Origin of the sequence: Mesorhizobium sp. M0514 (assembly GCF_040321145.1) — a bacterium.
Lineage (GTDB): Bacteria > Pseudomonadota > Alphaproteobacteria > Rhizobiales > Rhizobiaceae > Mesorhizobium.
Map to the genome: position 1 here is coordinate 1 of NZ_JAMYQZ010000019.1, position 24299 is coordinate 24299.

The window sequence follows — 24299 nt, forward strand, 5'->3', positions numbered from 1 at the left end:
TGTCTCCATTGTGTCTCGGGGACCATTCCCTGCGGCTGGCTTGTCGACCTATGGGCGGATCGGGCCCGCCCGAAACCCTCGCCGGCAGCTTTTTTCCCCGCCGCCTGCGGCGGCTTCCTCGCGCCGCTTCGCTTCAAAAAAGCTGCCCGCGCGGGTCCTCCGCTATCGCTGCGGCCGTCCCGGTTCCGGCGGTCCGGACGCGCCCATCACGGTCCGCCATCGCAGGGGAATGGTCCCTTGCGAGCACCAAGAGGAGACTGGAAATGACCGCGATCGGATACGTCACCAAACAGGAAAACGGCGGCTACAAGGGCCAGCTCAAGACGCTCAGCGTCCGAGCCGACATCGATATCGTGCCCAATCAGGCAAAGAGCGCCGACACCCATCCCGACTTCCGGGTGCTGACGCAAGGGGTCGAAGTGGGTGCGGGCTGGATCCGCACCGGCGAGACCTCCGGCAAGGACTATGTGAGCCTGTCGATTGCCGCCCCCGAGTTTGGCCCCCGCAAGCTCTACGCCAATCTCGGCCGCGCCGCCGGCCAGGATGACGACGACACTTACGCCATCATCTGGAACCCGGTCGACTAACCGGCCGATCCGGAAAGCCCCGCGCCGCCACCGGCGCGGGGTCCTCTCTCAGGACCCGTGAGGCCGCCGAAGGGGGCGGCGAAAACTCGCCCCCCACTCTTCGCCCGTCCCCAAAACGATCTCGCTCGCCGATCCTCGCCTTCGCTTGTCCGTAGCAAACGAGGATCATCATGGACGACGAAAACGAACGCGCAGCCCGCGCCAAGAAGGGCAGTCCGTTTCTCAATACCGCGCAGGCGGCCTTCTATATCGGGCTGTCCCAGCGCACGCTGGAGAAGATGCGCCTCAAAGGCGGCGGCCCGCAATTCCGCAAGCACGGCCGCTATGTCCGCTATCACATCGACGAACTCGACGATTGGTCGAAGGGGCACGCGCAGGAGACCGGGCCCGAGGACGGCGGGCACGATTCCGGCTCGGCCGGCGAGGGAGGCCGCTCATGAGCCGGCGTCCCACCATCCATCTGATCGGCAGCCATCTGCGGCGCATTCGGGCGCGCAAGACGATCGCCGTGGCCACGATGGGCCTTGCCCTGATCGGCTTCGCCGCCTTCGGCAAACCATCGCCCTGGCTGGTCTGGAACGCCTCGGCGAGTGCGCCGGTCGGCCTCTATCGCGTCGCGTCCGGATCGCCGGCTCTTGGTGATCTCGTACTCGTCCGCCCGCCAAAACCGGTCGTCGATCTGGCCGCCGAACGCTTCTATCTGCCCAGCAACGTGCCGCTGGTCAAGCACCTTGCCGCGCTGGCTGGCGAGCATGTCTGCGCCTTCGGCGACGCCATCATCATCGGCGGCGAGATTGTCGCGCGCCGGCTTGCAACCGACACGCAGCACCGTCCGCTGCCTTGGTGGAATGCCTGCCGAAAGCTCGCCGCTGCCGAGGTTTTCCTACTCGGCAGAGACAAAAATCGCTCGTTCGACAGCCGCTATTTCGGGCCGGTGCCGACCGAAAATATCATCGGGAGGCTCGTGCCGCTATGGACCGAGTGACCCTCCTGATGCTGGGCATGGTGTCTCTCGCACCATGCTCCTGTTCCGCGGCGACCAACACGAAGCCGGTCGTCATCTCCCATAGTCCGCAGCTTGCAAGATGGCAGCCCTTCGTAGCCGAAGCAAGCCGGCGTTTCAGCATTCCACAGACCTGGATTTATGCCGTCATGCATGCCGAAAGCCGGGGGCAGACGACGCTCAATGGGCGGCCGGTCACGTCGAGCGCCGGCGCCATTGGCCTCATGCAGGTGATGCCAGGCACCTACGAGGAGTTGCGCGCAGAGCTTGGCCTGGGAGCCGCCCCGCACGACCCTCGCGACAACATTCTGGCAGGCACTGCCTATCTGCGCGCCATGTATGACCGCTTCGGATTTCCAGGCCTGTTTGCAGCCTATAACGCCGGGCCGGAGCGCTACGAACAGCATTTGCAGCGTGGGCGGCCACTGCCCAGCGAGACGGTTTCGTATCTGGAAGAGGTCAAGGCGGCGGGCATTTCGGCCGCCGATATGGACGCGCTCACCGACAAATCCCGTTCCAAAAGCGCGCCGGGAATCCCTTCCGGGCAGTCGCTGTTTTTCCTCCGAAACGGTGTTTCCGTGACCGGCCCGAATGGCCACCTCCTGGTGCCGCTCGGATCGGAGCGAGCAAGGTCAGGCCGGCCGGATCGCAGGTGAGGGCAGCGGCTACCGCGGTTCGGGCGGGGGGCAGGGAGGCAGGTCCGCGGAAGGCAAGATAAAGGCATCGCCTCCTGAGGCGGCGAAGTGTTTGTCTGCACATCGTTTTCCCGGGAGGTTGCCTGCGGGTCCAGGAGGGTCTGGCGCGCAAGCCTCTGATTTTGCTGCTGGTTCATCGGAGGCCGCATGCAGGATGACGAATTCACGCCGAGGCTCGGCAAAATTGGCTCGCGCGGCTCGAAGGCGGGCAAACGCTACGCTGGCCAGGTCCAGGCCGCGGTCAACCGAGCAGGCGGCAGGAGCGGACGCGGCAGCCGCTTCATCGGAAGCCGGGTGGGGCGCGGCGGGGCTGCTGCCGCCGTTCTTAGAGCACGCGACCGCCACGCGGCGTTTCGGCAGCGGCGCGCAGTCGTCAAGGCACGCATCGTCAAGCTGGCCGGCAAGGGAGTCGACGGAGCTCGTGCGCACCTCCGCTACCTCCAGCGCGACGGCGTCACCCGGGAAGGCGAGCGTGGCGAGCTCTACGCTGCCGACAAAGACCACGCGGACGGCAGGGCCTTTCTCGATCGCGCGAACGGTGACCGTCATCAGTTCCGCTTCATCGTCGCCCCTGAAGACGGTATCGAGTATGATGACCTGAAGCTGCTCACCCGGCGCCTCATGGCGCAAATGGAAGAAGACCTCGGCACCAGGCTAGACTGGGTGGCCGTCGACCATTTCAACACCGGCCATCCTCACACCCACATCATCGTGCGCGGCAGGGACGATCACGGCGAAAACCTCGTCATCGCGCGGGACTACATCTCCTCTGGCCTGCGCGAGCGCGCAGCCGAACTGGTTAGCCTCGACCTTGGCCCGCGCACCGACCGCGAGATCGAGCAGCGCTTGCGCCAGGAGATGGAGCAGGAACGCTTCACCAGCATCGACCGGCAGCTGATGCGCATGCGCGACGAGGGGCATGTCTCACCAGCCAGCCGAGACACCTTTCGCCAGACGCTGCACCAGGGCCGCCTGCGCAAGCTCGAGCGGATGGGCCTCGCCGAGGAGATGCCTTCGGGTCGCTGGCGCCTGGAGGATGATCTCGAAGCCACGCTACGCCGCATCGGCGAGCGCGGCGACATTGTCAAGACCATCCATCGCGAGCTGACCGGCAAGGGGCTCGTCCGCAGTGCCGCCGACTATCTTATCCACGATCGATCCGACGGGTCGGCCCAAACCGTGGTCGGACGTGTCGTCGGGCGCGGGCTGGCCGACGAAATCACTGACCGCCATTACCTCGTCGTCGACGGCGTGGACGGCAAAAGCCACTATTTTGATATCGGCAAAGGCGAGGCCACCCAACCGACACCAGAAGGCTGCATAGTGCGGATCAGGCCGAGGGACACCGGGCCAAGAAAAGTCGACCGCACAATTGCCGGCATCGCCACGGTCAACGACGGGCGCTACAGCATCGATATCCATCTCAAGCATGACCCCTCGGCCACCGAACGCTTTGCCGAAACGCACGTGCGGCGACTGGAGGCGATCCGCCGTGCGACCGGTGGCGTCGAGCGCGAGCCGGACGGCACATGGACAGTCGCGCCCGACCATCTCAACCGCGTCGCGGATTACGAGCGTCAACGAGCGAGGGCCCAGCCTGTTGTCGTCGACAAGCTCTCATCAATGCCGCTGGAGAGCCAAGTAGGCTTTGACGGCGCCACCTGGATCGACCAGGAGCTGGTATCAGCCCACCCTGAGTCCTTGCGCGACTCTGGCTTCGGTCGAGAAGTACGTCAGGTCCAGGCCCGCCGACAGCAGTGGCTGATCGCGCAAGGTCTTGCCCATGATGCGCAGGATCGGGTCATCTATCGCGCCAACATGCTTTCAATGCTGCGCCAACGAGAGCTGAACCGTGTTGCCAGTCAGCTCTCGGACGAACTCGGGCTCTCGTATTCTGAAGCGCAGCATGGCAATCGAATAGACGGTACGCTGCGCCGCTGCGTCGAGCTCGCCGGCGGAAAATACGCTGTCATCGAGAAATCGCGCGAGTTCACGCTGGTGCCCTGGCGGCCGGTGCTTGAGCATCATATCGGCAAGGAGGTGTCTGGCGTGGTGCGCGCCGAGGGGATTTCCTGGACGATCGGACGGCAGAGGAGCGGGCCTGGCGTTTCGTGAACTGGCTACAATTTATTTGTTCACGTTGAAACAGGTACTCAGCCCAGACGGAGTTCCTCCGCCTGCTGCTTGCTCGCAGCATTCATTTGGCGGAGAGTCAGTGTTCTGCATTTTGTAGTTCGCTCTGTCAAAAAGCGCTGGGAATATGCATCATGTTCTGCGTTGACACGGAAGCCGGGCCGACAGGTGCCGCCCTGTGGTTGCGGATCGGCTCCCGATGGCTGCCAGCTAGAAAGGTGGGCTGACTCGTGATAGCGCAAGGGGGCTATGGCGGCCGCGGTACGGCGAAGCGGGCACTGGCATCGAGGATGAAGCCGCACTTCCCGATCTTATTCTACTCGCAGGACCGGCAGACGCGGCGGTCGCCCCTGCGGGTGCTGTTGGCCCTGGCGTGAACTGGCAGTCCGTCCCGCGGGGACTTTGTAACGGAGAAAAGTCGCTGCGATGGCCCGGGTGACGATGCGGTCAGCGACCATGCCAGACGAGATCGGCAGCTTTCTGCCGCGGCACGGCGCCGGAGCCATCAGGCCGCCGCGACATCGGGTCTGGCGCACCTTCGGATGTTGGCTGGCCGCGGTTTACTTCGAGCAGCGCCGGGTGGGTCATGCGGTGCCGCTACTAGGCACCGAGGCAGCTTTGAGCATGAGACCCGTTCAATCGCGCCGGCCACGTCGGTCATCGCGACATCTGGACTCGAGGCCAGGTCAGACCGGGAAAAAAACCTGCTCGTCGCGCGGGAGCCCCGGGTTGCGCCGTCGATCCTTCCGCCCAACTCAGCGCCGCGCGACCAGCAATAGCCCCTTGCCCCGAAACTGACGCCAAGCCGACGGACCCGCTCTGCGCATACCGATGCCGTCCGCGCCGTCGTCGGCGGAAACCAGCGAGCCGTGGACCTCACACAATCTGAGCCGCTGGTGACGATGTGCATCGCCTACTTCCATCCGCACTCCTATCGACGAACTCGCCCGCTGCCCGCGGTGATGCGAACCCGTGGATGAATATTTCGCCGAAGCCGCAGTGGGGGCTCAGCCTCGACGATTTTTTTGCCTTGCCCCGGCGGGCGGCGCAACCGAGCATCGAGACAAAAAACGGGAAAGGGAGGGCACCAGCCCGTTAGAGCCGTGGCCATGATGATGTGGGGACGATCTCCTGGAAGAAATGTGGAGATCGACGCTCTCCTGACGCGCTCATCGAAGATTTTAGGCCGCGCCGACGTGGCTGCTTGAGCGATAACACTCACTCCGGAGGCCCCAGTGCGGCTCCTTGGCCAAGCTGCTCGGCACGCCGTGAGTGTGCTTTCTTGTTTGGGGAAGGGAGACTTACGTCTACAACAATCTCGTTTCGATCTACGATGGAGAGTCGGCGAGACAAGTGTTGCTGATGTTCATTGGCTCCGTAGCAACTTCTGCAGTCACAATGCAGCTTATGTTCCTATGCTGGAGAGTTGGCCATTCAACTCGCGTAGCTCGCTTTGTTGCGGTGGAGCTTGGTCAGAGCACACTGCTGCTTTACCTGCTTCAGGGCGCCGTGTTTCGCTTCATGGATCTAATAGGGTTCGGAGAGCTTTGGATCTCCCGAGCAGAATCGGGTTCGCCACTTTGCTTGGTGCCGCGATCGTTGTCTCCGCTTGACAATTCGCAGGATTGCGCGTGACCACGGATGGTTGTCGCGCGGCTACGCTTAATATGTGACGACGCTTGCGCCTTGTAGGCAATTGTTGCGGCCGCCCACGGCCGACATGAACGTGCTTGGCCGCACGTTTTCTAAGTGAGGCGGAAAGAGGCGCGCGACCCCTCTCCCCAGCAACCCGCCTTGCGGATTCCTCCTCTGCCCGCTTCGCAGACGGGGATACCCTCCGCCCCCTTGCTATTCGTTGCCCGCCGCTATGCAAAGGACGGGCGACCTGAATCCGTGCTCAAGCCGATCTGGCGGCAGAGGGGGGGCGGGCTGAACATGGGACCCGTGATTGACATAATTGCCGCGCGAATCCTCATGCTCGCCTAACCGGCCGGAACGATTTGCAATCCGGGCAGGCTCGACAAATCAAGGAGTAGCTCGTTCCGTGTCCAAGCCCAGACAAGTCTTGGTTATCTCACGGGCGCGATACAAAAGGCACAGGCTGGACTTGGCTGCCGGGGGCGGGGCTTGTCGACCGCTCGATTGAAAGTGAGATGCGAGGCGGAGAATCACCCATGTGCAGAGCGGCAAGGCGCTCGCCTACCTCCCTGTCATTCACCGTCAGCCGATGGTGTAGACGAAGATAGTCCGTCCATGTCGGCGTGCGGAATGTCTCGGTCCAAAGCGTCGACTTCTGAAGGTCGCGCTGGAGGGTCCAGTCCCGCGCACCGGCGCGGCTCTGAACGCGCCGCCTTTCGCGCATGCAGCTCAGAAATTGATCGATACTCTCCTCGGGTATCGAGTACTCCACCTTGATCACGATCGGACCGCTCCTGGGCTTCAAAGGGAGGGCCAGTTCTGGTGGCCTGAAGTCGACGGCCGCTTGATCCGATTCCTCCCATAGCCGCACTGGCAATAGCTTTCCCACACCCGCGACCAGCAACAGTGCCGCTGCAGCACCTTCCAAAGCCCACGTCAGCGAATAGTACTGCGCGACAGCACCCCAGATCCAGCTGCCCGCTGCCATGCCGCCGTAGGTCAGGGCGTAATAGATGGACAGGGTCCGACCAACGACCCACCTTGGGCTTGCCAACTGCACACACACGTCGGTTCCGGTCCAGGTGACAACCCAGCCAGCGCCACCGATTGCAAGCGCGATCGCCGCCACAGCCACCGACGATGTGAGGGCCATCAAAAGGCAACACGTTGCGCAAGCAACGGATGCGAGCGTGATCAATCGGTTCTGGGATGTAATGCGTCTCAAGTAGCTGCTGCCAATGCCGGCTATGAAGGCGCCTGTGCCGAAGCCAGCCAATAGCACCCCGTAAACAATTGGCCCTCCCGCCAGCTGGTCGCGAACCAGGAGGGGGAGCAGAGCAAGGATCGAGATGCTTGACAGCCCGAATAGGGTTGCACGCACAATCGCCACTCTGATCTCTGAGGATATTGCCGTGAATCGCATGCCATCATGAATGGCCGTAGTCATCCGCTCGCGCGGAAGAGGCGAAAAGCGAACTTGCCACTTTGAGCGCAGAACAGCGCTCAACGGGACCAGGTCACTCAGCGCAGCGAGGGCGAAAGCCGTAAGGGGGCCTAGCAAAGCTAAGATTACACCGCCCAGCGCCGGTCCTATGCTCCGAACCACGTTGTAGCCCACCGACATCAGCGTCACTGCGGCGGGTATGTCGCGCTTTTCCAGGATATCGCCTACCGACGCGTGCCATGCTGGATCGTTCAAGGCAAAGCCGCATCCGGCCAAGAAACTCAGTCCCAGGATCAGCCATGGACTAACAAAGCCCAGTCCCACAGCGAGTGCCAGCGCCGTGGATGCCAGTGCGATAAGGCAGTGTCCGGCAAGCATCACGCCGCGGCGGCTGAAGCTGTCTGCAATGGCTCCAGCAAGGATCGACAAGAAGAACGCGGGCAGTGTCGATGCAGCCTGTACGAGCGCAACCATTAGATCGGAGGCTGAAATCGTCGCCATGAGCCAGCTTATAGCCACGCTCTGCACCAGCCAGCCAAGGCTGGATATCTGCGTGGCTGTCCAGATAGAACGAAAGACCGGGTTGTGAAGAGGGATCAGTGTGTTTGCCGCAAAGCGCGGAGGATCTTGACGCCGCATCACTTCTCTCCTCCACTGGGTGTCGTTCGTCCGCTCATTTGCTTACAGCGGTGCGCTCTGTGCACAGACTGCGTCACAACGAAGTTCCGAAATCGCGCTCGCAACAAGGACAATGTGACATCCATGGTGCTGATGCGCCTTGAGGTACCAACCTGGCCGTTAGCTGATGGGTCCCGCAGCCCGCTGGGTGCGGTCAGTTCTGCCCTGCGACTCTTGGCTTTGGACGGTGCTAGCGCCCCGATGGCCGGCTTGTCAAACTGCCGTAGTGCCAGCACATCCATCCCATCTGTTGACCGCGATCTCCGACGAGGTCGAGCAGCAGTAGGTCAACGGCAAATCTGGGTATTTCCGCTATCCGGTCGAGCGCGTGGCCATCGTCCGGAAACCCGAAGACGTTCATCACCCAGGCGACCACCACGCCCGAGACAATGCGACACGGCGGTAGCGGTTCACCAGAGGACGTGCGTTCTACTCAGCAGGAACATTGTTCTGCCGATCGTCGGCTGCGCCAGCCGTCACGTAAAGCGGCGCCAGAGTTCTTGCACCCGTCATTGGACTCCCGCTTTGCAGGTTTCGCCTAGGGCCTGCATCAGGTCATCTATAATGTCCTGAGGATGTTCAGGCCCTACAGAAATTCGCAGCAATCCGCTTGGCGCTTTGGACTTCGCACCTTCAACGGATGCGCGATGCTCTATCAGAGAATGCGTCCCGCCAAGGCTTGTCGCCCGGACAACAATCTTCAGGCGGCCGGCCACGGCCATTGCAGCATCGGCTCCGCCCTCGACGATAAAGGATAGCATCGCTCCGTAATGGCTCATTTGCCGCGTAGCAAGATCGTGTCCCGGATCAGTTTGCAAACCAGGAAAGAGCACTTTTTCGACGCGCGGATGAGACGCCAGGGCCTCGGCCACTTTCTGGGCGCCTTCGCAATGGGCGCGCATGCGGACCGGCAATGTCTGCAGGCCCCGCAACGCCAGCCAACAGTCGAAGGGCGCTGCGACGCTGCCCTTGTGTTTCTGGACCATCCGCAATGGGCGACCGAGGGGTGTCGCGTTTGGGACAATGACGACACCGGCCATCAAATCCGAGTGGCCGCCAATGTACTTTGTCGCCGAGTGCATCACCGCGTCTGCCCCGATTTCGAGTGGCAGTTGAAGCACTGGGGTGGCCCACGTATTGTCCACCACCGCCAAGGCGTCTGCCTCGTGCGCGATTGCGCAGATGGCCGCAATGTCGACAACGCGGATCATCGGGTTTGACGGCGTCTCGACCCAGACGAGGCCAGTCCGCTTCGATGTCACCGCGGCGCGCAAAGCGTCCAAATCGCGCATGTCGACGGGGGCAAAGTCGAAGCGAGACCCAATGTCGGTCTCTTCGATCAGCGAACGAATGCCGAAATACATGTCATCCGGCAGAACGATCCGACCCGCCGACGGATGGCTCTCGAAAACTGCAGCGATTGCGGCCATGCCCGAAGCGAAGGCGATGCCGTCTCCCCCTCCCTCAAGCGTCGCCATGGCCGCCTCGAACGCATTGCGTGTCGGATTTCCATCCCTTGTGTATTCGAAGCCGGACGGAAATGACCCGTTGGCGCCTCGTTCGAACGTCGTGCTGGTGTGCAGCGGCATGGATACGGCCCCCGTGGACGCGTCGACACCTCGGCCGCAGTGGATCGCCTTCGTCTCAAAACGCATCGGTTATTTCCTTCCTAACGGGCAGTTGCAATTTCGTGCCGGTCATTATACTGACCGCAATACGTGAGCCGAGGACCCAAGTCAATATAATGACCAATGTTACGGAAGCGTTTGATGCCGAGCAAGCGCTTGGGCAAGCGATAGCAGCCCGGATCCGAGACATGAGGCGTGACCAAAACCTGACCCTGGATCGCCTGGCTAAACTAAGTGGCCTATCGAAGGGAACCGTGGTCGCGCTGGAGCAGGGTAGGGCGAACCCCAGTATCGGCATACTGTGTCGGCTGGCGGCGGCGTTTTCGCTCTCGGTGGCCGATTTGTTGAACGAGCACCCTTCCACGGTGCGCCTTCCCATCGAGCGGACAGAGACCAGGAGGCTTTGGACGAGCGCCAAAGGAAGCTCTGCGCAACTGCATTCGTCGACCTCGGGACGCACGATGTTCGAACTGTGGAGCTGGGTCATGATGCCGGGCGACGTGTTTTCCGCGGATGCTCATAGTCCGGATACGCGCGAGCTGATCTCGGTCAGTCAGGGTGCCCTGAGCGTTGTGGTAGGTACCCACGTGGAAATTTTAAGCGAAGGCGAGAGTGCGCGGCTTGTCACTGACCAACCTCACTCATATGCGGCGGCATCTGATGTGCCCGCCCACTTCACGATGGCGGTGCTTGAGCGTGGTGGACACCGAAATCCGGGGCACTCGTCGACGGCAGCGAAGATTCAGGGGCACGTTCCGTAAGGCCCCGCCGATTACTAACAACCGCACATTCGCGACAGGAGATAAACCGTTGTACGTTCCGCCTCATTTTGCCGTCCCTGATCAGAACGCCCTGTTCGACCTTATCGAGAGACACCCGCTCGGTATCCTCGTCACCCAAAGCAAAGGCACGCTGGACGCGAACCACCTCCCTTTCGAGCTTGACCGCTCGAAGGGAGACAAGGGCGTTCTCAATTGCCATGTCGCTCGCAAGAACCCAGTCTGGGAGGAAGTCGCCAATGGCGATGAGGTTCTCGTAATCTTCCGTGCGGCCGACGCTTACATCTCGCCGAACTGGTATCCGAGCAAGCATGAATTCCACAAGCAGGTGCCGACCTGGAACTATCTCGTCGTCCATGCCCACGGACGCATCACTGTCCGGGATGATGAGCGGTATGTGCGCCGCAACGTGGCGAAGCTCACTCACATGCAAGAAGCCTCGCAGCCGGTCCCATGGAAGATGAGCGACGCGCCGAAGGACTTCATCGACACGATGGTCAAGGCAATCGTCGCCCTGGAGATCGAGATCACCGGCTTGGTTGGAAAAACAAAACTCAGCCAGAACAAAGAGTTGCGCGACATTCAGAACCCTGGCGAAATGCTGCGTGCCCAAGGGGCCATAGCGATGGGAGAAGCGATGCTCGCGGCTGCGGCGGTCAAATCCCAATAGCATGTGTCTTGTCCCGACAAAGCCGCTGGTGCCGGCTTCCCGACGGGTCACCTAGTCCGCCTTGACGCACGGCAATAGCGTTTGACGGCCTGAAGCGACGCTGTGGTCACCCTTGTGATGCTTTTCCACGCGCCTAGTCAGGCGACAGGATTGCTCCGTCGTGAGGACAGGCGGGAGTTTGCAGGTTGCGGTCGGCGGGTTCGTTTCCGGCGCCTGCGCCCCGTCGTATGTCGCGAGTTGAGGAATGCGATCGAGGGCGATGTGCAGGATGCGCTGCGGGAACGTCGTCGGCTGGCACAGACGGACTTCCGATTTCACCTCGACCACCCGCGCGGCGGTTTTGAATGAGGCGCAAACGCACGCGTGTCGAATTGGGCGATTTCCCTTGGGCGCCGAGTTCGACCATGCGCGATGATGCGCTCGACGCAGCTCCAGCTGGAGGCGCCTTCAACGAACTCCTTGAACCTGCAGAACTTGCCCGAAAGCACTTCTCTTACGGGAGATGATTGGCTTTGTCGCCGAAGCGACTGATGGAGATGGTGGTGGGCGCCGCCGCGTAGGCGACGACCCCGTAATCACAGCGGGAGCTCGCAGGCGGGGTCGACAAAAACCCTTGATTGGCCGAGCTTGAGGTGCATCTCTATCAGGCTGATTGCCTATTGGGCTGGTCCAGCGTTTGATCGGACGCATGATCCATCCGACCAGCTTGTGAGGGATGCAACCGAACCAGGCGCTGCTCCCACAGTCTTCGCAGGCCCTCCATTAGAGCTGCATGCCTGGCCTGATCCGGCTCAATCATATTGAGGTGATCTCGCAACACGGCTTCGCCCTCGATCCGCATCAGTAGATTAAACAAGTCGTTTGAAATTCGCACACTGTCAATGCTGGAGTGGTTCGGAATAATCTCGCAGACAGTCTCCTGATGATCTCGCGCTGTGTAAGCACGGGTTTGATGGAGGGAGACTGAGGGAGGCAATGAAATCGCAAGCGCAGTCCAATCGTGCAGCGTTGCAGCCCGTTTTTTTACCAGGAAGGGCCCGACCACAAGTCCATCCAGCTCTGTCGTCAAAAATGTGGCAATCGCGTCTGCAACCGTATCCACGATCGGTTCAGCATTGTTGTTAAAGGACGTATTGAGCAGAATTGGAGTGCCTGTCCGCTTCTTGAACGCATTGATGACCTCCCAGTAAGCGGGGTTGGCATCGCGCGATACTGTTTGCAGCCGAGCCGTACCGTCGACGTGCGTAATGGCACCCAACAAGGCGCGCTTTGAGTCACGCACGCGAACGACGAAATTCATGAATGGAAATTCGTGCTTACCGTCCGGGAGGTCGAAAAATTCGCTCGCATCCTCTTCCAGCACAGATGGTGCGAAAGGCCTGTAGCCTTCGCGCTTCTTGACCATGGCATTGATCCGGTCCTTGTTCGCAGCGGGCCGAGGGTCGGCAAGAATGCTGCGGTTGCCCAGCGCACGTGGCCCAAACTCCGAACGACCCTGCACCCAGCCGATCACGGCGCCGTTGGCGATCCAGTCGGCTGCACTGATCGCTACGTCATAAGAGCGTTCAACCTCGAGATGTCCGGCCCATGCATTCAGTTCCTGTTCCACGGCGCGGTCGCTCCCGAGATCAGGACCCCAATAGACCTCCTGCAGTCGCTCACGCGGCGCGGGGCGGCCCATCTCGTTAGAGACTATCAGCGCAGCTCCCAATGCGCAGCCAGCGTCGTGAGACGCGGGTTGCACGAAGATGTCTTCGAAAAGCCCTGAATACAGCAGCTTGCCGTTCATGGTGCAGTTGTGGGCTACCCCTCCCGCCAGACACAACCGCTTCATGCCGGTGGCCTCACGGTGGTGCCGGAGAATGTGGAACACGATCCGCTCAAGCGCTTCCTGCAGTGACGCACTCACATCTCGATGCTGCTGGGTGAAAGGCATTCCCTTTCGCCTGATCTCGATGTTGCGGAGCAACGCCGGACCGATGCGGTCGAGGTGAACACGGTAGCCACCGTTGGCGGAGAGCTCGTAGAACTGCTCGAAGAGCTCGCGATAGGGAGCGGGGTCGCCATAGGGCGCGAGTCCCATTACCTTATACTCGTCGAACAAGCCGTAGCCGAGACAGCGGATCGTCTCGAGATAAAACAGCCCAAGAGAATTGTCCTCCGGGAAAGCCTCGATTTGCGTAATTTCTGTGCCAGACCCTACCGCCACAAGGCCCGACAGGAAATCACCACAGCCATCAATCGCTAGAATGAGACTTTGTTCGAAGCCCGACATTGCAAAGGCGCTCACGGCGTGCGCCTGATGATGACCTACGAATGAAATACGTGAACTGTCCAACTTAGTGCCGAACTCACGCGCTAACAGGTTCTGCACCAACATTTTAGCATCCAACGGAATGGAGAGAATGTCTGGTTGGGAAGCGGACATACCTTCAAGCATGGCGTTGGCGTAGGGCTCGCTGGCGTAGACCGCGACACGATCAATGTCGCTGAGCTGAACCCCGGCCGTCGAAAGACAGTATTGAATCGAACCACTTGGCAGCTTGTTCGAGTGCTTGATTCGATTGAGGCGTTCCTCTTCTACGGCGGCTATCACCTTTCCGTCTCGGACGAGCACCGCGGCGCCATCGTGCATAAAGGCGTTCGGACGCTCGAATCGGTTTTCATGGACTTGGTCAAGTCCGCCGCTGATTCCTAGACACAGCATTTCTTTCTCCAAATAGTAACGGGAAGCCAAATTGGCTTACCTCGACTGTTCCAACTAAATAGGCCGTGTTGTCGCCTGCAGCTGCGACCGCCCGTCAGGCATCAGCGGCATCGAAGAAAGCCTCATAAACGATCAATGAGATGCTTCGACTGTGACGCCTACGGTGCCATCACGCCGAGAGCTTGGATCATCCAATCCTGAGCGGCTGCTGACATGTATCCGGCGATGTCGTTTTCATCGGCAGAACCAACTTGCGATGCCGCCTGTTCTTGGGAAGGGCGGCCGTCGACGAATAACAGTACCGCCCCCGTGAACTGGCCCGATTTCATTTCCCGAAGCGACCATGGTCGCACCGCCCGACATTGTCGGCCAGTTGCAACTCACTTTCTCGGCACGACCTCCACTGCACGTCAGGGCGCATGGAAGATTTTCTCCTTTGGATTATTCCTAAGGCAGCTTTCGTCACGCGATAGAGCAGCGTGTGATTGGTGCGTGAGGCTCTTTTTTGTCCATGCACGATTCCGGAAGGGTGATGAAATCGATTGTTTTGATCAAAGTCATCCACGCTATGAATAACAGCCGCAGCACATGCGTTTTCTAAGCGCTTCAGGCTTCCCGGATGGCTACTCCGATGTGAAGCGCATGGCATTCCAAGCGCTCTGTCAACCAAACGATGAGTATCGGCGTCGACCCTCATTGCCTTCGTCTTCGCGACTCCGTGACAGCGGCTGGCATTGTGTTTGTAGAGCATCGGGCGAAGATCATGTCGATCGGCCATCTCGCCTGCCTATCGGCAAACCCTTGAACAATGATCCACGCACCAGCGCGATTGTGATCACGAGCGCCTCTGAGCTCGGGAGGTTCGGTTTTCTGAGGGCCTGGAGGTAGCTAGCCTTCCTGGTGCTATACGGTTGTGCTCTTCATGGAGTGGACGCATTTGCGTCTCGAAAGCGGTTCTTCAGTGGAACCGGCGCCAAGGCCCGTCTGTGGTCGTTCAGAACACGGGGTGCCGTCTCCAACCCGGATATTGGAGCGGGCAGCCGCCGGAATTTGACCCATGGAGATGAGCGCCTGTCAGGAGGCGTTTCGAAAACGGCGCGATTTTCATCGCGGCTGTTTCATGGTGTCATTCCTGACATGTTCTTTATAATCGGCAGCTTGCGGATAGTCTTGCCCGTCGCCGCCCGTAGCGCGTTGGCGACGGCCGGGCCGATAGGCGGCACACCTGGTTCACCAACTCCCGTGGGCGGCTCCTCGGACGGCACAATGTGCACCTCGACTCGCGGCATCTGCTCGATCCTGAGCGGTGTATAGGTATCGTAGTTCTCTTGGTCTACGACACCGCCATTCAGGGTCAGCTCCTCCTGGAGGATCGCGCCTAGCCCGAAGCCGATACCGCCCTCCATCTGAGCGCGAATCTGGCCAGGATTTATCGCGGTGCCGCAATCTACCGCGCAGACGACGCGGTCGACCTTGAAACCATTTTCATCGTTGAGGGTGATCTCCACCACATCGGCGACATAGGTCGAGAGGCTTTCATGCAGGGCCACGCCGCGGAAACGGCCTTCCGGCAGAGGCTTGTCCCAGCCTGCCTTCTCAGCAGCCACTTTAAGCACGGCGGCATTCCGTGGATGGTGACCGAGCATTGACAAGCGGAAGTCGACCGGATCACGGTTCGCAGCGGCGGCGAGCTCATCGATCAGGGTTTCCACCGCGTAAGCGGTGTGGGTGGAGCCTACCGAACGCCACCACAGCACCGGGATGTTCACGTCCGTGGTGGTCAGCTCGACCTTCAGGTTCGGGATCGCATACGGCAGGTTGGTGGCGCCCTCTACGGAGGTTGGATCGATGCCGTTCTTGATCATCGCCGCAGAGATCGAACCGCCCAAGACCGATTGGCCTACGATGTGGTCATGGAGAGCGACGACATTGCCTTTCTTGTCGAGCCCCGCCTTGACTGCATGCACATAGGCCGGCCGGTACCGCCCACCCCGCATGTCATTCTCGCGGGTCCACTGCACCTTCACTGGCTTGCCGCGTCCCAGTGCACGCGCTGTGGAAACAGCTTCGATAATGACATCTGCATCAAAGACCGCGCGGCGGCCGAAACTGCCGCCGGTCTTCATCACGTGCAGCCTCACCTTGTCCGGCGTGGTGCCGCCTACCTGAGCGGCAGCCGCCTGATAAAGGTCGGGCATCTGGTGTCCGCCCCAGACGTCGATGGTGCCGTCTTCGTTGATTCGGGCGGCCGCGTTGAGTGGCTCGATCGAAGCATGGACAAGATAGGGGAATTCGTAGTGCCCCTCGATGATTTTCTCAGCACTGGCGAATGCTGCGGGAGTGTTACCGTCGTCGCGCGCGGTGGCCGCGCCCAGATCGTCTGCTGCCTTGTTGTATTCGGCCATGATCTCGGCCGTGCCGCGCCCTTCGGCCTTCTCCTCGTTCCAGGTCACCTCCACGAGTTCGCGGCCCTTTAGAGCCGTCCAGGTGTCCCTGCCAACCACGGCAATGCCTCGCGGCGTCTGGACGACATCGACAATGCCGTCGAGTGCCTTCGCCTTGGTTGCGTCGAAGCTCTCGATCTCGGCGCCGAACTTCGGCGGATGGATCATAACGGCCGTCTGGAGTCCCTCCATCATGAGGTCGATCGTGTAGGTCTGCGCGCCGTTGGTCTTGCCGGCGGAATCGTAGCGCTTGAGGCTGTCCGATCCGATCTGGGCCCACTTGTCGCGCGGCTTTAGCGGCACGTCGTCGGGAACCGGCATTCCCGCTGCGGCTTCAGCCAGGTCACCGTAGCGCGCCTGCATCCCTGAGGCGTGCGACACGACCCCGGAAGCGACTTTGATCTCGCCGGCTGGCACATCCCACCGCTGCGCCGCGGCCGCCACCAGCAAGGCCCGTGCGGCAGCACCCGCCTTGCGGTAGCGTTCCCACGACGAACTCATCGACGTGGAGCCACCAGTTGCCTGTGCGGCCCCGCCCCAGGCGAGATTGCCGTAGAGCGCGGTATTGCCATATCCGCCGACCACGTCCACCTGCGCCCAGTCGCCGTCGAGCTCTTCCATAACCAGGGTGGCGATGCCGAAATAGGAGCCTTGTCCCATCTCGAACTGCGAGGAGTAGATGATGATTCGGTTCTCCTTTGTGATCTCGACATAGGTCTGGAAGGGGTTCGCCTGAACCTTTGCAGTAGTCGTTTGTGCGATGTCGGACGCCGCCAGCACTAGCCGGTAGCCCACGGCGAGGCCAGCGGTGGTGACGCCCGCGCCGACGAGGAACCGGCGGCGCGTGGGCCGCACGGAGTTATGCTTCGAGAGAAACTGCGACATGCCTCAAGTCTCCAGCCGGTTGGCGGTCTCGTGGATGGCCGCGCGGATGCGATGATAGGTGGCGCAGCGGCAGAGATTGCCGCTCATCGCCGAATCAATATCATCGTCCGACGGCTTAGGCGTTTCTGTAAGCAGGGCCACGGCCGACATGATCTGGCCAGACTGGCAATAGCCGCATTGAGGTACGTCGAACTCGGCCCACACGGCCTGGACCGTTTCGCCTATCTTGCCCGACACACCCTCAATGGTGGTGATCGAGGCTCCTTCGATGTCGCCGACTGCGGTCTGGCACGAGCGCGTCGGCATGCCGTTAACGTGAACCGTGCAAGCGCCGCACTGGGCAAGCCCGCAACCGAATTTCGTTCCCGTGAGTCCGATGACGTCACGGACCGCCCAGAGCAGCGGCATCTCTGGATCGACGTCAAGTGTTCGCGCCTCGCCATTGAGGGTAAAAGCGACCATTGCTTGCTCTCCTTGTCCTGAGCTGGCTATCTCGTTGAGCCTCCGCCCGCCTGGCAACCGAGCTCTTGTTGCTGGGCCTAGCGACCACACCGTAGGAACGCGCAGCTCACGCAACAAGCCGCTAGTTTGGCGAGTTACGAGATCGTGAAGTGGGTCGTGTCGAAAGGCTGGAGGCAACTGAATGTCATTTTTTGGGCGGACAGGCCGCTTAGGCTGGGTTACACGAGACTGGACATTCGGGTCGTCGCGAACATCGACCGCTGGTCGGCCGCGTCCGGCAGGGCCCTGATTGGCTACACGAAATGAAATGGGACGACTATCGATGGGGGCCTACCTCGACCCGCAACCTCCACGACTGGACCCTCAGGTTTCCGACTATCGTCCCGGGCGGTAGCCGAGCTCGGCGCCTCGGACGCTATAATAGACGGTGAGGCGTTCGTCGTTGACCAGAAGGCTTGTCGCGCTTCCCAGTCTTCAGCGGGCTCTTGGCCGCGGCGGGAGACGTCAGGACCATGCTTGCCGGCTTCGACCTGCTCAAGATCGACGGCGCGGGTCTTCGCGATCGGCCACTCGTCGATCGGCGCAAAGCGCTAGTTAACCTGCTGAAACGCCGCCAAACGGCATCGTTCTGAGCGACGAGATCAGCGGCGGCAGCGACATTCTAGCGCAAGTCTGCCAGTTCGGCCTCGAGGGCACCGTCTCCAAGCTGCGTGTCAGTCCATATCGATCCGGCCGGCGCCAAGAATGGGTGAGACAAAATGCGTGCTGAGTGATGAGTTCATCGTCATCGGCTGCGAACCCGGCAACAGTTACGGCGGTCGGGAAGCGTGCTCTGGCGAATGTCGAGGACGGAAATATGGTGTTCGCCGGCGGCATTGGCACTGGCTTCAATGCGCGCACCGGGCCGGAAGTAAAGCGCCGGCTCGATGCCATTCCAATGGATAAACCACCGATTCCTAGTTTGAAGGCCAACGGTGCGGCATGGGCGGAGTGCCTGCGCAGTCTGTACCTCCGCAGTCGATTGTTGAGTTCGAAGGGAGTGTTATTGGCGTCGAGACCGCTCAAGCCATGCCTATCAGCACGCCGAGTGCGTTGTTTTCGATCAGTTCTCGAAATGAGCGGGTAAATACATGACACTTCCTTTCACTTGCCGAACGAGGTTTGCTGTTCACCGGCTGGCATCCGATGGCAAACCTTTCAACGCGGCGGCGATCTGGCGCTTCGCTGCTGGGGGCAGAGGCAGGATGGGACGCGGGGGGTCGGCACAAATGTCGAGCAATTCAGCGAGTGCATAGACGACGCGAAGGCTTGAGAACTCCTTGAAGAGGCTCCAGATCGGAACCAGCGCGGCATTGATCCGTCGCGCTTCGGCCGCATCCCCCTGTTGCGCCGCTGTGACGATCGTCATGCAGACCTCGGGCAGGATGCCCGCGAGGACGCTGTACCATGTGTCGGCGCCGGCGATCATGGCCTCGGCGGCGTTCCAGTCGCCGCTGTAGCCAATCGAGAACCCTTCCGGCAGTGTGCGCCTCTGGGCGGTCAGGTGGTTCTTGATCGCATCGCTTTTGTCTGTCGGATTCTTGATGGCGACAATCCCAGCCACCTTTGCCAGGCGGCTGACAAGGGGTGGACTGAAATGGAAATGCGTCGTTCCTGGATTGTCGTAGACGACGATCGGCAGGCCACTTTCGCGCGCCACAGTGGAGAAATGTTCTAACACCTCGTCATCAGTAAGCGGGGTGTAGGAGGCGGCGGCAAGCAAACCCGCAGCTGCTCCAAGGGCCTTGGCGTCTTGCGCGAGCCCCACGGCTTCATCGGTGCGCAGCGCGCCCACACCCACCACGACCGGCATTTGCCCCGCCGTTTGGTCCAAGGTCTCGGAGAGCGCCCGCCGCCGTTGCTCGCGCGACAGATAGATGTATGTGCCGGTGCTGCCGAGAAGACCGATGGAATCGACCTGAGCAATGCCAAGCCGAGCAATCAGCCTGCGCAGGGCAACGCTATCGACGCGGCCGTCACGATTGGTTGGGGTGATGGGGAACGCGGAAAGACCGCTCAGGAATGCCATGGCAAGGCTCCAGATCTATGTGTGAGCGCAGAGGTGACCGCACGCCAGGTCATTACAAGACGTCCAAAGCCCGCCGCAGATCGGCGATCAGATCATCAGCGTCTTCAAGCCCCACCGAAAGACGCATGAGGTCCTCGCCCACTCCATCGGCCAAATGGGCATCCTTGCGGATCGGCTGCCGAGCACGGGTGAGGCTTGCTGGATGATAGATGAGGCTGTCGGCATCGCCGAGGCTGACGGCGCGAATGATCAGGTTGAGCCGGTCCATCATCCGGCGCGCTCCTTCGTATCCAGCGTGGAGGCCAAAGGCCAACATGCCCGATCCGTTGGACATCTGTTTTCGCGCCGTCACCTGATCAGGGTGCGAGTCCAGGAACGGATAACTCACAAATGCCACCGCCGGGTGCGCTTCCAGCGCCCGAGCCACCGCAAGGGCCGTGGCGCTGTGCCGTTCCATACGCAGCGTCAGCGTCTTGAGACCGCGCAGGATCAGGAAAGCTGACATCGGCGAGAGCGCTGCGCCGGTGATGTAGCGCAGGCCCGTTTCATGCAGCGTACGGAGCGTTTGGGCGTCGCCGAGAAGCGCCCCGCCAAGGGCATCGCCATGACCATTGATGTACTTGGTCAGCGAATGGAGCACGATGTCCGCCCCGTGCTCAAGCGGTCGCTGGAGCGCGGGCGAGGCGAAGGTGCTGTCGACTGCAACCCTTACACCGCGCGCGTGAGCGCGCTCGGCAATTGCCGCTATGTCGAGGATGCGGCTCAGCGGATTCACCGGCGTCTCGAAGAAAACCAGCCGCGTCCGCTCGGTGATCGCAGCGTCGAGATTTTGGGGATTTGACAGATCGACCGCGACGACCTTGATGCCGAAGCGGGGAACCGCCTGTTCGACCATGGCAAGCGTGTTCGCATAAAGCGTCTTGTGGACGATGAGTTCATCGCCCTGGGACAGGAGCGACAGGATCAGAGTGCCGAAGGCCGCCATCCCCGAGGCAACAACCAGCCCCGCCTCGGCTCCTTCCAGAATCGCGAGCCGCTGCTCGAGGATCTCGGTCGTGGGATTGTATTCGCGCGCATAGAGCCGTCCACCAAGGGCGGCGGCGGCATCGTTTGCTGCCACGCTTTCGAACCCATAGGTTGACGTCAGGAACACTGGCGGCTGGACGGCATTGGAAAAGCCGGCCGGATCGTAGCCATGATGGATCGCCCGGGTGGCAAATCCGGGGCTGGTGCGGTTGAGCGACCCCGTGGGAGTATCGGTTTCGGATTGATGGGAGCTGGTCATTCGGCCTCTGCGATCTTTCTTGGGGTTCCGAAAGATTGACGGCAACCTGGCCAATGTGAAATATCCAGTTGGCGATGAAAGAGATGGTCCAGTCTTCAAGTGCCGGGTCTGCAGCGCGCTTGCATGCGATGGGTGCACGCCAGATATACGAAGCCCTTCGCGAGCAAATCCTCGGCGGCGTCTACGAAACCGGCAGTCAGTTGCCATCCTCCCGGGCCCTGGCAAATGACCTCGGCGTTTCGCGAACCACGGTGACGGTCGCCTATGAGCAACTGGCTGCGGAGGGTTTCATCGAAGCCCGTCAAGGCGCGCGACCTCGCGTTGCGTCTTCGTTGATCGGCCATGAGACGGGCCGCACTCACGCGAAACGGGTCGGCCCAATCAACCTGTCCGCATATGGCGAGCGGCTGCGCGCGACGTCACCCTGGTCAGATTATCTGTCGACTGGGCTGAAGGTCGAGTTCCGCTATGGGGACCTGGCACCGTCGGATTTCCCATCATTGGTCTGGAAACGCGCGATGAACGAGGCGATGGGGCAGCGCCCGCTGCGTCTTGCCTATGACGATCCTCGCGGCTCGCGCCGGCTCCGCCAGGCGCTTCAGGGATATCTCTGGCGCGCCCGGACCCTGAGCTGCGACCTCGACCAGATCGTCATCGTCAGCGGTTCGCAGCAGGGCCTTGATCTGTGCGCGCGCCTGCTTCTCGATCCCGCCGACCGCTTCGTCATCGAGGATCCGTGCTACAGGATGGCGCGTCAGGTCTTTGCCAGTACGGGTGCTTCACCCATCCCGGTCATCGTCGACGAAGACGGGATGAGGACCGAGTTGCTGGCGGGGATCGGAGCACGACTGGCTTATGTGACGCCATCGCATCAGTTTCCGCTGGGCGGCGTCATGCCGATCGCGCGCCGCCATCAGCTTCTGGAATGGGCGCGGCACAACAACGCCTATGTGATCGAGGACGACTACGATAGCGAATATCGCTACGACATCAATCCGGTCCCTCCGCTGCACAGTCTCGAGGACCACGGGGCTGTCATCTATCTCGGCACGATCTCCAAAACGCTCTCGCCGATGCTGCGCATCGGCTACCTCGTCCTCCCGCCCGAATTGCAGGAGGTCTTCGCAACCGCCAAACAATTCGCAGACCGGCATTCGCCGGTCGCTGAACAGGAAGCGCTGGCATCGTTGATCGAGAGCGGCGGCTACGAAAGCCATGTGCGCCGTGTGCGCAGGCTGAACGGCGAGCGTCGGGAAACGTTGTTGGGTGCCTTGCAGCACAGCTTCGGGGATCGCATCACTGTCCAGGGAGCTGATGCGGGACTGCACGTCGCGGTTTGGTTCAATGACCTGCCACGATCGCGGGAAACGGCCTTGGTCGAATCCGCCCGCGACGCTGGCCTGGGGCTACACTTGATCTCGCCGCTCTACGTACGGCCATCGGACGAAGGCCGCACCGATCGCGTCGGACTTGTCATGGGCTATGCCGCCTTGAGCATTCGGCAGATCGGGAAGGGCGTTGAGGTCCTGCGAGAGGTTGTCAAGCAGGTGCAAGACGCGATGCCGGCGCGGAACAACTGAGACGGGGCGACGTCGAAAGCTGGCGCTGAAAACGGTCCGAGACCCCTCGTATTTCTTTCCAGACAGCCAACTGGACCGGTAAAATGCCATGCAACTGGCGCTGTTGATCAGGCCAGTTTTGCAGCAGGTTCCACGAGACGAATTCCGAGAGCGATGATGACCTGGCGAGGAAAGCTGCTTCACGTCCATATCGCGCCCGCTGCCTCCTATGAAATGGAGGAGCTGGCGCAGGCGCAGCTTATTGCCGGCCAAGGCATTGTCGGAGACCGCTACTACCTGGGGACGGGGACCTATTCCGCGCGTCCTGACGTTCGCGAAGTGACGCTGATCGAAGCTGAAGTCTTGGACGCCATCGCACAGGGCGAACCCAGAATTCCGGGCTTCAAGGCCAAGCTCGCACCCGAAGATCACCGGCGCAATCTTACGACACGAGGCGTTCCGCTTAGCCATCTTGTCGGCAAACGCTTCCGGGTCGGGGAAACGATTCTCAGGGCCGCCCGGATGAATGTGCCGTGCAAGTATATCGAGGAGTTGCTCGGGCTTTCGGGTCTCTACGAGGGGCTTCTGAACCGCTCCGGCCTGAACTGCACAATCGACGTCGGGGGCGTGATCCGCCCTGGTGATCTGATCTTGCCCATCGACGAGTGAAACGCCATGGCCTCGCCGCGTATTATCATGAAGCTGACCGTGACCGCCGTCCGCAAGGAGCCGGGCGACGTGCTGGTCATCGACCTGAAACACCCACGCAAACCTGTGCTGCCGGCGTTCGAAGCGGGTTCTCACGTCGACGTCCATCTGCCTGAAGGGAAGGTGCGTCAGTATTCACTTTGCGGCGACCCGACCGAGCTGGGCCGCTACACCATCGCGGTGAAGCGCGAGAATGACGGCCGTGGCGGCTCGGCGTGGATCCACGAAACCATTGCCGTCGGCTCCGCACTGCCTGTCTCCGCGCCACGCAACCATTTTGCGCTCAAGTCAGGCGAGGGGCCGACTTTGCTGCTGGCAGGGGGAATCGGGATCACCCCGATTCTGGCCATGGCGCGCGCGCTCACCCGGCAGGCCAAGCCCTTCGAGTTGCACTATTTCACCCGCAGCCGGGCGCTCACGCCACTCTTGGCGGCGATCGGGCGCGATCTTCCTGGCGGCAATGTGCGGATCCATTTCGACGACGAGCCTCAGACCCGGCAGGACATCGCCGCGCTGCTGGCGAACCGTTCGGCCGAGGTTCAGGTTTACTATTGCGGGCCGCCTGGCTTCATGGCGGTTGTGGGGCGCGCGGCCGAACACTGGCCCGAGGGTACTGTTCATTTCGAAACTTTCCAGCCTCCCGAGTTTGATGGCGGGCCACCGGAACCATTCGTCATAGAACTGGGTGAGGGCAGGATGGTCGAGGTTTCGGCGCAGACCACGGCGCTCGCGGCCCTGCGCGCGGCCGGTGTGCCGTTGATGGCCTCGTGTGAGAATGGGGTGTGCGGGACCTGCGAATGCGCAATGCTGGCGGGACAGCCGATCCATCGGGATGCCGTCCTGTCCAAGGAGGCACGCGGCCACCGCTTCATCCCCTGCGTGTCGCGCGCGACAGGTTTGTTGAAACTCGATCTTTGACCATTTGG

The 24299-nt window shown here is 61.3% G+C and carries 17 protein-coding genes and 1 pseudogene; 11 read left to right on the top strand and 7 right to left on the bottom strand.

What is annotated here, in order from left to right:
* Positions 1–263 precede the first annotated feature (263 nt).
* From NKI61_RS10470 to NKI61_RS10500, 6 genes and pseudogenes are all read left to right on the top strand, one after another.
* Positions 264–587, top strand: coding sequence for a DUF736 domain-containing protein (locus tag NKI61_RS10470; protein ID WP_023672372.1), 324 nt, complete (start codon positions 264–266; stop codon positions 585–587).
* Between the two features lie 170 nt (positions 588–757).
* Positions 758–1027, top strand: coding sequence for a helix-turn-helix transcriptional regulator (locus tag NKI61_RS10475; protein ID WP_023672373.1), 270 nt, complete (start codon positions 758–760; stop codon positions 1025–1027).
* The gene (locus NKI61_RS10480; RefSeq protein ID WP_352839337.1) at positions 1024–1572 is read left to right on the top strand and encodes a S26 family signal peptidase; all 549 of its coding nucleotides are present in this window, start codon (positions 1024–1026) and stop codon (positions 1570–1572) included. Before NKI61_RS10475 ends, NKI61_RS10480 begins: the two co-directional genes overlap by 4 nt.
* Positions 1560–2246 (top strand): lytic transglycosylase domain-containing protein, encoded by a 687-nt coding sequence (locus NKI61_RS10485; RefSeq protein ID WP_352839338.1) that lies wholly within the window; start codon positions 1560–1562, stop codon positions 2244–2246. The genes NKI61_RS10480 and NKI61_RS10485 overlap by 13 nt, the downstream gene beginning before the upstream one ends.
* A gap of 186 nt (positions 2247–2432) precedes the next feature.
* Positions 2433–4400 (top strand): relaxase/mobilization nuclease RlxS, encoded by a 1968-nt coding sequence (gene rlxS / locus NKI61_RS10490; RefSeq protein ID WP_023711844.1) that lies wholly within the window; start codon positions 2433–2435, stop codon positions 4398–4400.
* A gap of 1290 nt (positions 4401–5690) precedes the next feature.
* Positions 5691–6084, top strand: a pseudogene (locus NKI61_RS10500) (nodulation factor fucose acetyltransferase NolL); the annotation flags it as partial.
* 408 nt (positions 6085–6492) lie between these two features.
* Here NKI61_RS10500 and NKI61_RS10505 read toward each other — a convergent pair.
* Together NKI61_RS10505 and NKI61_RS10510 are read right to left on the bottom strand one after the other, a co-directional pair.
* On the bottom strand, positions 6493–8139 hold the full coding sequence (locus tag NKI61_RS10505; protein ID WP_352839339.1) for an MFS transporter: 1647 nt from the start codon (positions 8137–8139) through the stop codon (positions 6493–6495).
* Between the two features lie 548 nt (positions 8140–8687).
* Positions 8688–9833, bottom strand: a complete 1146-nt coding sequence (locus tag NKI61_RS10510) for a trans-sulfuration enzyme family protein (protein ID WP_352839341.1) — start codon at positions 9831–9833, stop codon at positions 8688–8690.
* Positions 9834–9922: 89 nt separating this feature from the next.
* Between NKI61_RS10510 and NKI61_RS10515 the strand changes: the two genes are divergently transcribed.
* Together NKI61_RS10515 and NKI61_RS10520 are read left to right on the top strand one after the other, a co-directional pair.
* Positions 9923–10567: a helix-turn-helix domain-containing protein gene (locus tag NKI61_RS10515; RefSeq protein ID WP_352839342.1), complete on the top strand. Its 645-nt coding sequence runs from the start codon at positions 9923–9925 to the stop codon at positions 10565–10567.
* 49 nt (positions 10568–10616) lie between these two features.
* Positions 10617–11255 carry an FMN-binding negative transcriptional regulator gene (locus NKI61_RS10520; RefSeq protein WP_352839344.1) on the top strand — a complete coding sequence of 213 codons (639 nt, stop codon included), beginning with the start codon at positions 10617–10619 and terminating at the stop codon, positions 11253–11255.
* A gap of 643 nt (positions 11256–11898) precedes the next feature.
* Here the strand turns inward: NKI61_RS10520 and NKI61_RS10525 are convergent.
* The 5 genes from NKI61_RS10525 to NKI61_RS10545 form a co-directional block, all read right to left on the bottom strand.
* Positions 11899–13962: a carbamoyltransferase family protein gene (locus NKI61_RS10525; protein ID WP_352839427.1), complete on the bottom strand. Its 2064-nt coding sequence runs from the start codon at positions 13960–13962 to the stop codon at positions 11899–11901.
* Positions 13963–15080: 1118 nt separating this feature from the next.
* Complete coding sequence (locus NKI61_RS10530) at positions 15081–17291, bottom strand: xanthine dehydrogenase family protein molybdopterin-binding subunit (RefSeq protein WP_352839345.1); 2211 nt, start codon at positions 17289–17291, stop codon at positions 15081–15083.
* Positions 17292–17294: 3 nt separating this feature from the next.
* Entirely contained in the window at positions 17295–17753 is a 459-nt protein-coding gene (locus NKI61_RS10535) for a (2Fe-2S)-binding protein (RefSeq protein ID WP_023708041.1), read from the bottom strand.
* A gap of 1168 nt (positions 17754–18921) precedes the next feature.
* Positions 18922–19821: a dihydrodipicolinate synthase family protein gene (locus tag NKI61_RS10540; RefSeq protein WP_023747238.1), complete on the bottom strand. Its 900-nt coding sequence runs from the start codon at positions 19819–19821 to the stop codon at positions 18922–18924.
* Between the two features lie 52 nt (positions 19822–19873).
* A complete protein-coding gene (locus tag NKI61_RS10545; protein WP_023711839.1) occupies positions 19874–21106 on the bottom strand; it encodes a trans-sulfuration enzyme family protein in 1233 nt (410 codons plus the stop codon).
* A gap of 83 nt (positions 21107–21189) precedes the next feature.
* Between NKI61_RS10545 and pdxR the strand changes: the two genes are divergently transcribed.
* From pdxR to NKI61_RS10560, 3 genes are all read left to right on the top strand, one after another.
* Entirely contained in the window at positions 21190–22686 is a 1497-nt protein-coding gene (pdxR, locus tag NKI61_RS10550; RefSeq protein WP_502899891.1) for a MocR-like pyridoxine biosynthesis transcription factor PdxR, read from the top strand.
* Positions 22687–22842: 156 nt separating this feature from the next.
* On the top strand, positions 22843–23334 hold the full coding sequence (locus tag NKI61_RS10555; protein ID WP_023711837.1) for an MOSC domain-containing protein: 492 nt from the start codon (positions 22843–22845) through the stop codon (positions 23332–23334).
* A 6-nt stretch (positions 23335–23340) separates the two neighbouring features.
* A complete protein-coding gene (locus tag NKI61_RS10560) occupies positions 23341–24291 on the top strand; it encodes a PDR/VanB family oxidoreductase (RefSeq protein ID WP_352839347.1) in 951 nt (316 codons plus the stop codon).
* The last annotated feature ends 8 nt before the right edge of the window (positions 24292–24299 follow it).

Coding starts and splice junctions, on each gene's coding strand:
- NKI61_RS10560 (WP_352839347.1), top strand. CDS start 23,341: ATGGCCTCGCCGCGTATTATCATGAAGCTGACCGTGACCGCCGTCCGC.
- NKI61_RS10545 (WP_023711839.1), bottom strand. CDS start 21,106: ATGACCAGCTCCCATCAATCCGAAACCGATACTCCCACGGGGTCGCTC.
- NKI61_RS10555 (WP_023711837.1), top strand. CDS start 22,843: ATGACCTGGCGAGGAAAGCTGCTTCACGTCCATATCGCGCCCGCTGCC.
- NKI61_RS10475 (WP_023672373.1), top strand. CDS start 758: ATGGACGACGAAAACGAACGCGCAGCCCGCGCCAAGAAGGGCAGTCCG.
- NKI61_RS10530 (WP_352839345.1), bottom strand. CDS start 17,291: ATGTCGCAGTTTCTCTCGAAGCATAACTCCGTGCGGCCCACGCGCCGC.
- pdxR (WP_502899891.1), top strand. CDS start 21,190: ATGGTCCAGTCTTCAAGTGCCGGGTCTGCAGCGCGCTTGCATGCGATG.
- NKI61_RS10480 (WP_352839337.1), top strand. CDS start 1,024: ATGAGCCGGCGTCCCACCATCCATCTGATCGGCAGCCATCTGCGGCGC.
- NKI61_RS10525 (WP_352839427.1), bottom strand. CDS start 13,962: ATGCTGTGTCTAGGAATCAGCGGCGGACTTGACCAAGTCCATGAAAAC.
- rlxS (WP_023711844.1), top strand. CDS start 2,433: ATGCAGGATGACGAATTCACGCCGAGGCTCGGCAAAATTGGCTCGCGC.
- NKI61_RS10515 (WP_352839342.1), top strand. CDS start 9,923: ATGACCAATGTTACGGAAGCGTTTGATGCCGAGCAAGCGCTTGGGCAA.
- NKI61_RS10540 (WP_023747238.1), bottom strand. CDS start 19,821: ATGGCATTCCTGAGCGGTCTTTCCGCGTTCCCCATCACCCCAACCAAT.
- NKI61_RS10510 (WP_352839341.1), bottom strand. CDS start 9,833: ATGCGTTTTGAGACGAAGGCGATCCACTGCGGCCGAGGTGTCGACGCG.
- NKI61_RS10485 (WP_352839338.1), top strand. CDS start 1,560: ATGGACCGAGTGACCCTCCTGATGCTGGGCATGGTGTCTCTCGCACCA.
- NKI61_RS10535 (WP_023708041.1), bottom strand. CDS start 17,753: ATGGTCGCTTTTACCCTCAATGGCGAGGCGCGAACACTTGACGTCGAT.
- NKI61_RS10470 (WP_023672372.1), top strand. CDS start 264: ATGACCGCGATCGGATACGTCACCAAACAGGAAAACGGCGGCTACAAG.
- NKI61_RS10505 (WP_352839339.1), bottom strand. CDS start 8,139: ATGCGGCGTCAAGATCCTCCGCGCTTTGCGGCAAACACACTGATCCCT.